Origin of the sequence: Lampropedia puyangensis, from assembly GCF_004833285.1 — a bacterium.
GTDB lineage: Bacteria > Pseudomonadota > Gammaproteobacteria > Burkholderiales > Burkholderiaceae_C > Lampropedia > Lampropedia puyangensis.
Genome location: NZ_STFG01000002.1, coordinates 228371 through 242458, shown reverse-complemented (window position 1 = coordinate 242458; position 14088 = coordinate 228371). Strand labels below are relative to the sequence as shown.

At 56.6% G+C, this 14088-nt stretch carries 15 protein-coding genes; 7 read left to right on the top strand and 8 right to left on the bottom strand.

Annotated features, from left to right (window positions below):
• Positions 1-72: 72 nt before the first annotated feature.
• Entirely contained in the window at positions 73-2205 is a 2133-nt protein-coding gene (glyS, locus tag E9531_RS04005) for a glycine--tRNA ligase subunit beta (RefSeq protein WP_136572452.1), read from the bottom strand.
• A gap of 416 nt (positions 2206-2621) precedes the next feature.
• On the opposite strand from glyS, the gene E9531_RS04000 reads away from it, so the two are divergent.
• Genes E9531_RS04000 through E9531_RS03980 form a run of 5 tightly spaced genes read left to right on the top strand, consistent with a single transcriptional unit; the run spans position 2622 to position 6601 of the window.
• Positions 2622-2870 carry a MoaD/ThiS family protein gene (locus E9531_RS04000; protein ID WP_136572451.1) on the top strand — a complete coding sequence of 83 codons (249 nt, stop codon included), beginning with the start codon at positions 2622-2624 and terminating at the stop codon, positions 2868-2870.
• Between the two features lie 3 nt (positions 2871-2873).
• Entirely contained in the window at positions 2874-3962 is a 1089-nt protein-coding gene (locus E9531_RS03995; protein WP_136572450.1) for an NTP transferase domain-containing protein, read from the top strand.
• Positions 3963-4008: 46 nt separating this feature from the next.
• Positions 4009-5274 carry a molybdopterin molybdotransferase MoeA gene (locus E9531_RS03990; RefSeq protein ID WP_136572449.1) on the top strand — a complete coding sequence of 422 codons (1266 nt, stop codon included), beginning with the start codon at positions 4009-4011 and terminating at the stop codon, positions 5272-5274.
• Positions 5275-5287: 13 nt separating this feature from the next.
• Positions 5288-5884: a molybdopterin adenylyltransferase gene (mog, locus tag E9531_RS03985; protein ID WP_211343365.1), complete on the top strand. Its 597-nt coding sequence runs from the start codon at positions 5288-5290 to the stop codon at positions 5882-5884.
• Between the two features lie 18 nt (positions 5885-5902).
• Positions 5903-6601, top strand: a complete 699-nt coding sequence (locus E9531_RS03980) for a phytanoyl-CoA dioxygenase family protein (protein ID WP_136572448.1) — start codon at positions 5903-5905, stop codon at positions 6599-6601.
• A 56-nt stretch (positions 6602-6657) separates the two neighbouring features.
• Here E9531_RS03980 and E9531_RS03975 read toward each other — a convergent pair whose 3' ends face one another.
• Entirely contained in the window at positions 6658-7005 is a 348-nt protein-coding gene (locus tag E9531_RS03975; protein WP_136572447.1) for a winged helix-turn-helix domain-containing protein, read from the bottom strand.
• 98 nt (positions 7006-7103) lie between these two features.
• Between E9531_RS03975 and E9531_RS03970 the strand changes: the two genes are divergently transcribed.
• Entirely contained in the window at positions 7104-7316 is a 213-nt protein-coding gene (locus E9531_RS03970; RefSeq protein WP_136572446.1) for a TOBE domain-containing protein, read from the top strand.
• A gap of 92 nt (positions 7317-7408) precedes the next feature.
• Here E9531_RS03970 and E9531_RS03965 read toward each other — a convergent pair whose 3' ends face one another.
• Positions 7409-8377, bottom strand: coding sequence for a Bug family tripartite tricarboxylate transporter substrate binding protein (locus E9531_RS03965; RefSeq protein ID WP_136572445.1), 969 nt, complete (start codon positions 8375-8377; stop codon positions 7409-7411).
• 27 nt (positions 8378-8404) lie between these two features.
• Positions 8405-9370, bottom strand: coding sequence for an alpha/beta hydrolase (locus E9531_RS03960; RefSeq protein ID WP_211343364.1), 966 nt, complete (start codon positions 9368-9370; stop codon positions 8405-8407).
• Between the two features lie 65 nt (positions 9371-9435).
• Between E9531_RS03960 and E9531_RS03955 the strand changes: the two genes are divergently transcribed.
• Positions 9436-10332 carry a LysR family transcriptional regulator gene (locus E9531_RS03955; RefSeq protein WP_136572444.1) on the top strand — a complete coding sequence of 299 codons (897 nt, stop codon included), beginning with the start codon at positions 9436-9438 and terminating at the stop codon, positions 10330-10332.
• A gap of 67 nt (positions 10333-10399) precedes the next feature.
• On the opposite strand, the gene E9531_RS03950 is transcribed toward E9531_RS03955, so the two are convergent.
• From E9531_RS03950 to E9531_RS03935, 4 genes are read right to left on the bottom strand one after another with little or no spacing between them, the layout of a single operon-like run.
• Positions 10400-11236, bottom strand: a complete 837-nt coding sequence (locus E9531_RS03950) for an ABC transporter ATP-binding protein (protein WP_136572443.1) — start codon at positions 11234-11236, stop codon at positions 10400-10402.
• Positions 11229-12263: a FecCD family ABC transporter permease gene (locus tag E9531_RS03945; RefSeq protein ID WP_211343363.1), complete on the bottom strand. Its 1035-nt coding sequence runs from the start codon at positions 12261-12263 to the stop codon at positions 11229-11231. Before E9531_RS03945 ends, E9531_RS03950 begins: the two co-directional genes overlap by 8 nt.
• A gap of 38 nt (positions 12264-12301) precedes the next feature.
• A complete protein-coding gene (locus E9531_RS03940; RefSeq protein WP_136572442.1) occupies positions 12302-13393 on the bottom strand; it encodes an ABC transporter substrate-binding protein in 1092 nt (363 codons plus the stop codon).
• Positions 13393-14055 carry a DUF2478 domain-containing protein gene (locus E9531_RS03935; RefSeq protein WP_136572441.1) on the bottom strand — a complete coding sequence of 221 codons (663 nt, stop codon included), beginning with the start codon at positions 14053-14055 and terminating at the stop codon, positions 13393-13395. The genes E9531_RS03940 and E9531_RS03935 overlap by 1 nt, the downstream gene beginning before the upstream one ends.
• Between the last annotated feature and the right edge of the window lie 33 nt (positions 14056-14088).

Below are 14088 nucleotides of genomic sequence, written 5' to 3'. Positions count from 1 at the left end.
CGATCTTAGCTCTCTACATGCATGCTGAAAGGTCACATCGTATCGCTGTGCCGGTCAGCCATGCATGGTTCATCAACTCGCCAAGCGCGACAAATCGGCCACGCGGTTCATGGCCTCTTGCAAGACCTTGAGTAAGCCCAAGCGATTAGCCTTGAGCGCTGCATCTTCTGCATTGACCATCACTGTGTCAAAAAATGCATCCACAGGCGCCTTCAAAGCGGCTAATGCCTGCAAGCTGCTGGTGTAGTCTCCACGGTCATAGGCCGCTTGCGCCTGTGGTGCCACCGCCTGCAAGGCGCTGTACAGCGCCTTCTCGGCGTCTTCCTGCAAGAGCGTCTCCTGCACGCTGGCTTGCACTTGGCTTTCGGCTTTCTTCAAAATATTGCCCACGCGCTTATTGGCTGCTGCTAAGGCCTGCGCCTCGGGCAGTTGCGCAAACACACGCACGGCTTGCAAGCGCTGCGCCACATCGGCCAGCCGCTGCGGCTGCAAAGCCAACACGGCATCCACTTCTTGTGCGCTGTAGCCTTGCTCGCGCAGGCTGCCCGCCAAGCGTTCGTAAATGAAGTTGCTGAGCGCGTGGGTTGCATCGGCAAATTCTGTCGCCGCTGGAATACGGCCCACAAAAGCGGTGTGCGCATGGGTCAGCAATTCGCCCAAAGCCAGTTGAGGCGCTTTCTCAACCAACATGCGAATCACCCCCAAGGCATGGCGGCGCAAAGCAAATGGGTCTTTATCGCCTGTAGGCAGATTGCCAATCCCAAACATCCCAACCAGGGTTTCCAGCTTGTCGGCCAGCGCCACGGCCACGCCTACGTCGCCGCGTGGCAAAGCATCACCCGCAAAACGCGGTTTGTAATGGTCTTCAATGGCATCTGCCACGGCGTCAGGTAGGCCATCGTTGACTGCGTAGTAACGCCCCATGGTGCCTTGCAACTCAGGGAATTCGCCCACCATGTCGGTCACCAAGTCGGTCTTGGCCAGTTGCGCAGCCAAATCCGCCTGCGCCGCGTCCACTCCCAGTGCCTCGGCAATGCTACGAGCGATAGCGCGTACGCGCTCCACGCGCTCACCTTGCGTGCCCAGCTTGTTGTGGTAAACCACTTTGGCCAGTTGCGGCAAACGGCTTTCCAGGCTTTTCTTGCGGTCTTGATCGAAAAAGAATTTCGCATCCGCCAAACGTGGACGCACCACGCGCTCATTGCCTTCGATCACCGCACTGGCATCTGCCGGGCTGATGTTCGATACCACCAAGAACTGGTTGGTCAACTTGCCATCAGCAGCCAACAGCGGGAAGTACTTCTGGTTGGCCTTCATGGTCAAAATCAGGCACTCCTGCGGTACCTGCAAGAACTCAGGCTCGAACTGGCAAGTCAGCACATTGGGGCGTTCCACCAGTGAGTTGACCTCTTCCAGCAAGGCTTGGTCTTGTACAGGCTGGCTGCCTTGCCCCACGGCCGCGGCAGCCGCTTGTAATTGGTCTTGGATGGCTTGCAGACGTTCGTCGTAATGGGCAATCACCGCGCCTTGTTCGCGCAACTGCTGCGCATAGCGGTCAGCGTGCTGCAACACGATCGGATCTTCCTGCGCTTCAAAACGGTGACCGTGGGTGGTGTTGCCGCTTTGCAGACCCAAGGCACTCACAGGCACCACGTTCTGGCCATGCAAAGCCACCAATCCGTGCGCAGGACGTACGAACTGTACGCTGTCCCAACCAGGTAAAGCCACACCCGTTTCTAATTGGTAGGTCATTACCTTGGGGATAGGTAACTGGCGAATAGTGTCTTCCAGTGCTTTCTGCAGACCTTCTTGCAAGGTCGCACCGGCTTGTACGCTGTCAAGAAACAAGGCTTCGCTCTTGCCTTCGCCCTCACGCTTGAGCTGGTCAACGGCAGCGGCATCCAGCCCCAAAGCAGCCAGTTTCTTCACTAAAGCGGGTGTAGGCACACCGTCTTTCAATCCCACCGAAACCGGCATCAGCTTTTGCGATACAGGCTTGTCTTGGGCCTTGTCAGATACGGCGGCGATGTGTACGGCCAAACGGCGTGGCGTGGCAAAGCTTGTGACGGCTGCGCCATTAGCCAACAACCCCTGAGCCTGCAACCCAGAGACGATCCCTTGCGCGAATGCATCGCCAAGCTTGCGCAAGGCTTTTGGAGGAAGTTCTTCAACAAACAATTCAACGAGCAGGTTTTCGGTTGTCATTGACGGATTCTGAAAATGGTGCGTTTGCTGTCGCGAGGTCACGGCCATACAGTTACAAAAGCATGGCGCCGTCAAGCGAAACAAATCAACAATTGGACAAAAGACTAAACACACAACCCGCTGCTCTTGGCAACATACTGGTTCTGCGCAACACCGCACATTATCGGTTGATTTGGTAGCAGCCCATTATTCGTGCACCAGCAAATGCCTTTACGCAGGGCGCACTGGGCTGCTGTAGCAAAAATCGCGCTTCGTGCCTGTATGGTTTTGCACGGAGGTTGCCAGCACATACAACCCCTGCTTGCTACACTCGGCGCACTGCCTGCATCAACCGCAAGGCGTATGCAGCCAACCAAGCCATGTTCAGCCTGAGGCGCCCTCCCCAAGACCGCGCAACCCTGAGGCTACTTTTTTCCATGATCACCATCACTTACTTCGGCAATCTCAAACAGTTGCAAGCCTCAGGGACAGAAACGCTGGCCTGGAGTGGCGGCACCACCGACGATTTACTGGCCCAATTGCGCAAGCGCGGCCCCGATTGGGAGCAGGCGCTGCAACCCGGTCGTATTTTCAAAATAGCCATCAACCAACAGTTGCAGCACGGCGCAACAGCCGTGCACGACGGCGACCAAGTGGCCATCCTGCCACCGGTCACCGGGGGCTAAGCCATGTTCAGCGTTCGCATTCAGACTGAACCGATTGATCTGGCCGCACTCGACGAGGCCAACACACCCACACGGGGGAGTGCAGGCGCGCAAGTGCGTTTTGTAGGGAAAGTGCGCAACGATGCACGCAGTGCAGCTCAATCGCACTTGGTGCTGGAGCACTTCCCCGGCGTGACCGAGGCGGAAATTGAACGCATCATCGCGCTGGCACGCCAGCGTTGGGATGTACAAATGGTGCGTGTCATTCACCGCGTAGGCCCGATTGGCGTTGGTGAGGACATCGTGCTGGTCGATACCGCCTGCGCCCACCGTTTGGCCGCCTACGAGGCCAATGCCTTCATCATGGATTACCTCAAAACTGAGGCGCCATTCTGGAAGCAAGAACATTTTGTCGATGGCAACCAACTCTGGGTGGAGGCCAAATCGAGCGACCAACATGTGCGCCAGCGTTGGGATCAGGAAACGACTCCAGCTACTGCCCCACTGCGCATCGGCGGCTTGATTTTGGCCGGAGGCCAAGGCAGCCGCATGGGCTACGTGAACAAAGGCTTGCTGTTGCTCCACGACCTGCCATTGGTGCAGCATGTAGCGCAGCGCCTGCTGCCGCAAGTCGACCACCTCGCCATCAGCGCGAACCACGATGTGGCTGATTACGTCCGTTTCGGATACCCTGTCTTTAGCGACTTGCCCAATTTGCAAGGCCAGGGGCCTGCGGCAGGCATTCTCAGTGCCACGGCGCAATGGCCAGCCACACTGGATGCCGTTCTCATCGCCCCTTGTGACACTCCCTACCTGCCGGCAGATTTAATACCTCGGTTACGCCAGACGCTACTCAGCAGCCCAGACACCTGCGCCGTCATGGCGGCCACCCCCAGCGGCCCACACCCGAGCATCGCGCTGTGTAAACCCAGCGCATTGTTGCGCCTGTGGGGACACATCCAGCAGCACCCCAACCCTAGTCTGCGCAGTTGGCTTGAGCCACTGAAAGTGCGCCCCGTGGTGTTTGACGATGAACACGCTTTCACCAACATCAACGACCATGCCACGCTCGGCGCCATGCAAACGCCTGCAGCACCACAATCAGCGCATTGATCTGGTTGTTTCGTCTTCTTCTTTGACCGCCTCTCTTTGATTTGTTATGGCCAACGACTTGCTCGACTACCACGACGCACTCCACACTTTGCTGGAGACACATACCCCATTGCAACGACATGAAGACGTAGCCTTGGCTGCATTGAACCACCGCATGCTGGCACAAGACGTTGCCGTACAGCACAACGTGCCGGAATTTGACAACAGCGCCATGGATGGCTACGCCATCAACGGCAATGCACTGACGCAATGGCACGTAGTGCACCGTATTGCTGCGGGGGATGCTGGCGCCTCACTCACGCTGCAACCGGGCCAAGCCGCTCGCATATTCACCGGCGCACCAGTGCCCCAAGGCACCACGGCGGTAGTCATGCAAGAAAAGGTGACCCACAACGATGCAGCAGACACAAACGGTGGCCCTACTCATATCCACCTGCAAGCGGGCGAGACCATTCAAGACGGCCAACACATTCGCCGCCGGGCAGAAGAGTTGCGTGCAGGCGATGTGCTGCTCACTGCAGACCAGCGCATCACCCCGGCCACCATTGGCCTACTCGCAGGCCAAGGCTACACCCACGCCTGCGTCCATGCGCAAGTGCGCGTGACCGTGTTCTCCAGCGGCAATGAATTGGTCCCCCCCGGTCAACCCTTGGGTCCAGGGCAAATTTATGACAGCAACCGCATCATGCTGATCGCGTGGCTGCAATCGTTGGGCTATGCCGTTACCGATGGAGGTAATCTGCCTGACCAACTTGCCCCCACGCGTGAGGCGCTGGCACGCGCAGCCGGCGAGTCAGACGCCATCGTCTGTTCCGGGGGTGTTTCTGTTGGTGAAGAAGACCATTTGAAAAACGCCCTCACCGAAGTGGGTGAACTGATCCAATGGCGCTTGTTTATCAAGCCAGGCAAACCCTTCACCTGGGGTCGTATTGACCGCCCGGACCACACCTGCCGTGTGTTCATGCTGCCGGGCAACCCCGTTTCCAGTTTAGTGACCTTTCAGCAACTGGCCCTACCCGCCATGCAGCGCCTGACGGGGCTTTCTGCTGAAGGTGCACGCCCTATGCAATGGAAGGCGCAAGCAGCCTTCACCCGCAACAAACCAGAGCCGCGGCGTGAATTTGTGCGCGTCACACTGACACCAAACCGAGGCGACAGTCCCGGGCAATGGCACGTGCGCCCAGTGGCACAACAGGGCTCGAACATGCTCTCAGGTGCCGTACATGCCAACGCCTTGGCTGAAGTGCCGCCTGGCATGCTGGTGCAAGAGGGCGACACCCTCACCGTGTACCCTTTGTTCAATCAGATTTAACGCACCACACGCCATGCTTGCCTCTACCCCATTGCCCACCATTCGTGTAGGTCTCGTCTCCACCAGTGACCGCGCCAGCGCAGGCACTTACCAGGATGAAGGCATTCCCGCACTGAAATCCTGGCTCGAAAGCGCTGTGCGCAACCCATTGGTGTACGAAGAACGGCTCATCCCTGATGAGCAGCCCTTGATTGAACAAACCCTGATGGATCTGGTCGACATCGCCGGCTGTGATCTGGTGCTCACCACGGGCGGCACGGGCCCCGCCCCACGCGACGTCACGCCCGATGCCACATTGGCCGTGGCCGATCGCGAGATGCCTGGTTTTGGCGAGCAAATGCGGCAAATCAGCTTGCACTTTGTGCCCACAGCAATCCTTTCGCGGCAAGTAGGAGTCATCCGTGGCAAGGCCCTGATCCTGAACCTGCCCGGACGTCCACGTGCAATTGCTGAAACCTTAGGCGGTCTTCGCGACAAAGACACCGGCAGTGTCATTGCACACGGCATCTTTGCCGCCGTGCCTTACTGCCTGGATTTGATTGGCGCAGGTTGTATAGAAACTCGGCCGGAAGTTTGTGCAGCGTTTCGACCTAAGCCTGCGACACACTGATTTTTTGAATGCCGATTCATGACTTCTATGTCGCACGCGGCCAATGGCTTCCAAACTAACGGTTATCACATTCAAGAAGCTGTGCTATGCGGCAAGGCAATAGCTGCATTACAACCAGATCTAGCAAATACTCCCACTGAAGGCGCAGGCACACGGAATTTGCTTCAAGAAGTTTGGTGCCAACAATTGGCGCAAGATTTGATGTCTTCTCCTGAAATGGCAGCACTCATGCCACAGGGATACATGGCCATTCAGTGCACCTACTTCGAAAAGTCGCCTGAACGCAACTGGCTCGTAGCTCTGCACCAAGATTTATCCATCCCCATTCGCAAATGGGTCAAACACCCACAACTGCATAGCTGGAGCCGCAAAGAAAACAGCTTATTCCTCCAGCCACCACGCAGCATCCTAGAGCAGTTGATTGCCGTCAGAATCCATATCGACACCTGCGGGCTAAATGATGGCCCATTAAAAGTAGTACCCGGCACTCACTTACAAGGCATCTTGACGGAGGAGCAAGCAATAGCATTACGCACCCGCACAGGAGAAGTCGTGTGCGTCACCAATCCTGGCGATGCGCTTGTAATGAAGCCACTCCTACTGCACGCATCTTCAAAAGCAAAAGGACACAGCCGCCGCCGCGTACTTCATTTCCTGTACGGCCCAAGCCAACTTCCCTGGGGATTGGAATGGCCGTTAGTTAGCTCTTTGCTTTGAACATCATCAACCATGAAGGCGCAAAATACTTGCGCCACTCTGTAGTCCGCAGTCAATTATCCTGCCAACAATTGCGTCAACACATGAATGTCTTGTGCTGCGGCTTTGCTGGCTTTGTCTTCAATAGCACGATAGTGGGCAATCACCGCCTGCCCCACCTCCGTCAAACTCGCTCCGCCGCCTCTAGCTCCACCGGTAGCGGTGACCACCGCAGGAGACGTCAACGACGTGTTGAGCTCTTCAAGCAGCAACCAGGCACGCCGATACGACATGCCCAACTGGCGTGCAGCTCCTGAAATAGAGCCCGCTGAAGCAATCGCCTCCAGCAACTCCACTTTGCCGGGGCCAATGGCGATCACCGCATCGCGGTAAAAACGCAAACGGAATTTCACCTGTGTGTTCATGCTGGCATTGTCGCACCACTGGGTGCCGCGAACGGGCACAATCCAACTACGTCTTTACGATCCCAGACTGACCCCATCCATTCATAAGGAGTTTTTTGATGAAAATCAGCGCACGCAATGTATTGCCTGGCACAGTAGTGGCATTGACCAAAGGCCCCGTGAGCACCGAAGTCACACTGGAAATCGCCCCTGGCCTTACCATCGTCTCCACCATCACAACCCATTCTGCAGAAAATCTGAATTTGCAGATCGGCGCACAAGCTTTTGGTTTGATCAAGGCCTCCAGCGTGATGATTGGCACCGAAGACTAAGCGCATCTTCACGCCTTATCTCCTTCCCTTATCGTCCTTCATAAGCCCCCTGCTCACCAAAGTGAGACAAGGGCGGCATATCAATGAGCGTGTCACTGGCTCTTTATCACAGCTTCCCAATCGGCATTGCTTTTGGCCACGAAATCTGCAAACTGTGCAGGCGTCATTGGTTCGCTGATCTTGACCCCATAGTCTTTGAAGCGGATGCGAACGTCCTCTTCTTGCAACACCTCGGCAAAGGCTTCATTAATCTTGGAGACAATGGCTGGAGCTGTTCCCTTAGGGGCAAAGAGGCCCGTCCAAAAATAAAAGTCCATGCCGCCCAACTCAGGGGTTTCCCCGGCCGAACCAATCTCCGGTGAGCCGATGTCTCGTTCTTTACTCATCACGCCAATTGCCATCATCTTTCCTGACTTGATTGGCTCCAACAGCGCAGGCAAGCCTGATAGCGCGATATCCAGGTGTCCACCCATCAGATCCAAAGCTATTTTCGAAGCAGATGTATAGGGAATGAACTCGATATCAATTCCTGTGCGCCGCTTCAAAGATTCCATGGCCACAGCGGGAAGAGAGCCTGCACCTGTAGCGCCATAACTGAGCTTCCCTGGATTGGCTTTTGCATAGGTAATCAACGAGGAAAAGGAGTTAATTCCTATGGAAGGGTTTGCCACTACAGCCAGACCGCTTGTCCCAAGTGGGCCGATTGCCTCTAAGTCTTTGTAGGTATAGGTGACTGCGCTTTCGGTCAGTGGAGCCAAGACCACGTCTGACACTATGCCCATCACAATGGTGTACCCGTCTGCAGGAGACTTCACCCCTTTGTTCACGCCAATGGCGCCACCGGCTCCCGGAACATTTTCGACAACGATGGGTTGTTTGAGTTTCTCTTCAAGCCCGGGGCTAATCACGCGCGCAAAGACATCGACTGTCCCACCTGCTGCATAGGGCACGATCAGCTTAATGGGACGGTTTGGATAGGAACTCTCTGCCTGCGCTTGTCCACAAGCGAGCACGAAACTGGCTGCGGCAAACACCAACGTTCGAGGGTGAAATGCAATCATGGGTGGCTCCTTTTTTATAGCAATGGCCTACGGCTGGTTGGTTGTGATCCATCTGACCACATGTTGAAAAACATCATCACTGTTGACATCCATCATGGGGAAATGCGAATTGCCCTTGATCCCTGCAGCAGGCAAGTCAAGTTCAGTGATTTGGGTACATTTAGACGCTTCGGCGAAGTAGCGTGCCGCCTGATCGCGATAGCCGACCCAGTGGCTACCAGATAACTCAATATGGTCCCCCCACACCACAAGGTGTGGAGCCAGTGCTGTGCCCGGCAACTCAGAAGGCATGCCGCCCGGTTCGACTGCAACCACTGCGCGCACGTAAGCGGGTAGCCTGCGCGCAATTTCTGCAGCAAAACCCGCACCTTGGCTATGGCCCACGATGATGCAAGGCCCCACCTTTCGAACCAAAGCCTCATACGCGGCAAGAATCATGGCCTCGTGGCCCGGCCAACGCGGCACCCACTGTTTAGTGAATTCATTGAATGACTGCGTAGGAAACAATTGGTCCTCGAAAATATGGCACTCACTCAGCGTGTCCGAGTACGACAGCCCCAACCGAAATGTCTTCCACCCCTCTTCCTTGGTGCGGAAAACAGGCTCTTCTTTGAAGATGTGAGGCGTCATGGCAAACGACGAGCGGCCGCGCTCCACTGCATCGCTGACATACACATTGAAGCCTGACTGCAAAAACCTCCACAACCAGCCAGAACGCCCATCAGGTGTCGTCTCCCAAGTGGCCCCAGTCATGCCACCGCCGTGCCACAGCAGCACAGGAAGTGCGTGAGTGGGGCTTGTGAGTTGGTAATGCTGCACATACATCTGCCCATGCATATGTGCGCCATTTGGATTGACTTCACGCAAGGCACCATTGAGCACCATGCTTCGGTGCTGAACCGGCAATCCATCCAGACGCGTCGTCTGTCCACCAACAAAAAAGCTGCGCAGTGACTGCAATTGCACTGCGTTTTGAGCGGTATCTTTTTTCATGGAACGAGAGATTAAGCAGCTCTCTATCCAGCGTCAAACGCAAAAACATGCAAAATACTTGCACCATGCGCATCAATTACAACATCGACGACATCCGTGCCTTTTGCTACGCCACACGCACCCGGCAGTTTCAAAAAGCGGCGGATCTGCTGTTCATTAGCCCATCGGCGCTAAGCAGGCGTATCGCCAACATCGAATCGGCCATTGGCGGGCCAGTGTTCCACCGCAGTACGCGCCATGTTCGGCTGACTACGCTAGGGGCAACTTTCTATGACCAGGTATCACCGCTACTGGCTCAAATGGATGATTGCTTTTCTCAAGCCATGCGCATAGCCCAAGGAGACGAAGGAAACTTGGTATTCGCCTGCATTGCTACAGTCGCCTATAGCACCTTGCCGCAAATACTGCCCCAGTTTCACGCCACGCACCCAAGTGTTCTCGTTTCAGTCCGGGATGGTATTGCGACCTCCATCATGAACCTGGTAGAGCAAGGGCATGCTGAATTCGGCATATCTACGCAGATGGCTTTTGGTTCAGCCATCGTCGCAGAAAAAATAACCTCGTACGGCTTCAATATCGTGTGCGCCAAAACACACCCTTGGTTGAATCAACGCAAAAAAGTCACATGGCAAGAGCTGCACACACAAAAGGTGGTGGGGCTCAACCCTTTAAGCTCCACTCGCCTTCAAATCGATGCAGAACTGCGCAGTGCAGGCATTGAATTGCCTTGGACCATTGAGGTTGACCAACTCTCATCCATACTGGGACTAGTACAAAACGAAGGGTACTTGGCAGTGCTCCCGACCCTGTTTGATGCTAAACGGCATGGGTTAAGGTCCGTTGGTGTTGATGGCCCTACGATAGAGCGCGACTTATTCTTTGCAAAGCGGCGCGACAGCACCCTATCACCCCAGTCGCAATTGCTTGCGGAATTGCTCTGCAAAGCTATCCGACACGCATAACAGTGCCCATAAGCTATGAGAAGTGCCACTCAGCAAAGAAAGGGGTAAAAGCAAACGCCCGACCGAATCAGCCCAACAACCATCCCAGGCGTTTGCGAATTTGCGCAGGGCTCACCCGATAAATTTGCGCCAGCTCTTCGGCATTGGCTATCGCTTGAGCTGGCCCTGGACCAATTAACCGACCTTGGTGCAGCAAGGCAATTTGATCAGCCACCAGCAGCGCATGCTCTGGTTGATGGGTTGAAAGAACAATGGCCATCCCTGCGTTTCGCAGCACTTGAATCTGATCAAGTACCCGCTGTTGGTTGCCAAAATCAAGACTGGCGGTGGGCTCGTCCATGATGAGCAAGCTAGGCTGTTGTGCCAACGCACGGGCGATCAGTGCCAATTGCCTTTCACCCCCGCTGATCTCGTTCTGGTTGCGATGTGCCAATGCGGCAATGCCCATTTGCACCAAACATTGCCACGCAATATCGCGATCTTGTCGACGCGGTTGGGCCAAGGGCCCCAACCGCGCAGCCCGCCCCATCAAGACGGTATCCAGCACCGTGTAGGTAAACACATGGGTTTGCCCTTGCGGCACATACGCCATGCGCTGGGCCAATTGGCGTCGAGGCCATTGCGCAAGGGGCAAGCCATCAAGCAGCAAGGCGCCCGCCAACGGCGGCAGCAAACCCAGCAAGGTACGAAACAAGGTGGTTTTCCCACCTCCATTGGGGCCCAACAACGCAGTGATCTGACCGGCGCCCAGATCCAAGTCAATCCCCTGGGCTACGATCCGCTGGCCATGCCCAACAGCCAACTGCTGTGCCTGCAACCGAATCGGCTCACGCGCAATACTGGACTGTTCCAATGATTCGCCTGATTGCGCAAAATCCGGCAAAGGTGTTGCTTGCTCAACCATCTGCAGCACTCCACCTGCCACTGCGGGCCAACAACCACAAGAACACCGGAGCGCCCACCAGCGCAGTCACCACACCAAGCGGCAATTCCATCCCCACGGTGCTGCGCGCAAGCGTATCCGCCAACACCACAAAGCCCGCCCCCAGCAACATCGCTACAGGCAGCAAACGGCCAAACTCTGGCCCCACCAGCAAGCGTGCCACATGCGGCACCACCAAGCCAACCCAACCGATGATGCCAGTAATAGACACTGCAGCAGCCGTCATCAAGGTGGCTGCTGCGACCATGGTCAAACGCAACCGCTGCACATGCACGCCCAAGGCCTGAGCTTCATCGTCACTCAAACTCAGAATGTTCACGCGCCAACGCAGCAACACCAAAGGCAGCAAACCCACCAGCATGATGGGCGCGGTACTTCGCACATCCGCCAAGGTCACGGCATTGAGGCCGCCTAATAACCAAAACGTAATCGCGGAGAGTTGTGTGTAAGGGTCAGCCAGTACTTTGAGCAAAGCTACACCAGCTCCCAGCAAAGTGCCAACCGCAATACCGGCTAACACCAGCACCAGCACAGGGTCGTGCCGCCGCACCGTGGCCGCTGCCAACCATACCAACGCCACGGCCAGCACACCGCCCCCAAACGCCATGCTTTGCACCACCAGCATCGAGGCGCCAATTGAGATACCCCATGCAGCCCCCAACCCTGCACCGGCTGAGACGCCCAAAATATCTGGCGAGACCAACGGATTGCGAAACATGCCTTGGTACGTGCCCCCTGCTGCCGCCAAGGCTGCGCCGACAACCAAACCTGCTAATACGCGCGGCAAGCGCACTTCCCATACGACGATTCGTGCAGCCTCTTCAACAGGGACACCAGTGCCCCCCCAAATACTGCTCGATAGCACCTGCACAACTTGGGCGACAGACAACGGGTACTGCCCAACACACAGACTCAGCACCACAGCGGCCACACAAAAACACCATGCGGCGATCAGCACCACAACAGCAGAAATGCTTGTGTGTCCCATGCGAGAGGCCGAACTATCGGCCCCAGTCGATCCCCGCCTCATGCCCAAGGCAACGCTCCTGCTGGCCATTGCGCTCCATTGCGCATGCCATAGAACAACTGGTAAAACGTTTGCGCTTCATGCTCAATCTGGGCTTGCAAGGTCTCAGACGCAGCGCTGCTTGGGCTGGCACGCCAATCTTGCAGCGCCAAAGTCAACCAGCGTAGCCCCATCAAACGGTTTGGCCCTGGTGGCGCATCAAGCCAGCCAAAAGGAACATGCGGGGCTTGCAAGACTTGCCCGGTTTGCACGGCTTTGATGCTGCGCCACAGCGGTGTTGCGCGCAGGCGTTGCGCCAGCCCAGCTTCCTGGGTGACGATAAGATCAGGATTCCAAGCCAGAAGCTGTTCGAACGACACGCGCCCCACATTGCCTGCCGGGCCTGTGCCGCCCTCACCAGTTTGGGCATGGGTTGCCGCCACATTCTGTGCGCCTAAATACTCCAGCAACTCGGCATTGATGGAGCCTTGCCAACCAGTCTCCAGTCCATCTGCACTGCGGGCCAAATAGACCCGGGGAGGCTGCTGCTGCCACTGCGTCCGCAGGGCTTGTGCCTGCTGCAACGTCTGCTGTGCATAGGCGGCCAAGGGTTGTGCGCGTTCAGACACGCCCAGCTCCGCGCCGAGCTGCCGCAATTGCTCAGCAGTTTCTGGCAACCGGCCATCAACCAAAATATATGGAATGCCCGTTTGTTGGGCCGTACGCTGTGCTTGCGAGCGGTAGTAATCGTCGATCGACCCCACATCCACAATCACATCAGGACGCAATGCCAGCAAGGCCTCGGTGCTGATGGAGCTGCCGCGCCCACCTAAGCGGCCCACTGTAGGCAGTGCAGCCAGTGGGGCAGAAAGCATCACCCGTGCCTGATCGGACATGCGCGAAGGCCAGCCTAGCAGCTTCTCAGGCGCCAACGCCGCCACCAAAACCGCCGCAGGCGGACCGGCGACGAAAACCCGTGCTGGCTCTGACCGCAAATGGCCAAAAATCTCGAACAACGGTGCCCGCTTCGATTCACGCGCCCATGCAGCAGGCGCCGTATACGCGGCAAGGGCCGCAGCCAATGTGGCGTGTAAAAAATCCCGACGCTGCATCACAAGCCCCCGAACTGCTGCACAGCATGACTCGCGGTTGGTGCCAGATCCCCATCTGCACTGACCGCAGGCATGACTGCAAGCGCCTTACTCGCACCTTGGCAGGTCTGCCACCATCCCTGCAAAGCAGGTACATCTGGGGGCAAAATCACCCCCAAGTCACCGGTAAAGTCTTTCCACTCAGCCAGAAAACGCAGGTCAACCGCAGTCAACAAAGGCACGCCCGCTTCTACTGCAGCGGCCATTTCCTGGCGCAAGCCTGAGCCCTCCACCTCAATCTTGCCAAAACGATTGGCCACGATCAAAGCAGGCCGTTGCATCTGGTCTTGCAAAGCCCGACGCAATACCACACTGGCCTCGACCACACCCGCGGAGTCCAGGCAACAGGCCGTTGAGCCTTTGCCTAAATCTTGCGAAATGCGGTAGCAATCACCGTTATCAATATCGATGAGTTCCATATGGCGCTGGCACACGCTGGCTTGTGGCTCGTCTTGCAGACTAGGCACAGCGAAAGTTGCCGCAGCACTCATCTCGACCTCACTGCGTTGCAGCAACCCGCGCACACGCACACCTTGCGCCTTCAATTGCGCAACAAAGGCGTGCAACACGGGCTCTGCAATGCCGTGCCCGTCGTGCACCAAAGCGGCTAAAGCGAATGTCATGTTTTTACCTTCATGGGTCTTGTCAATGGTGCG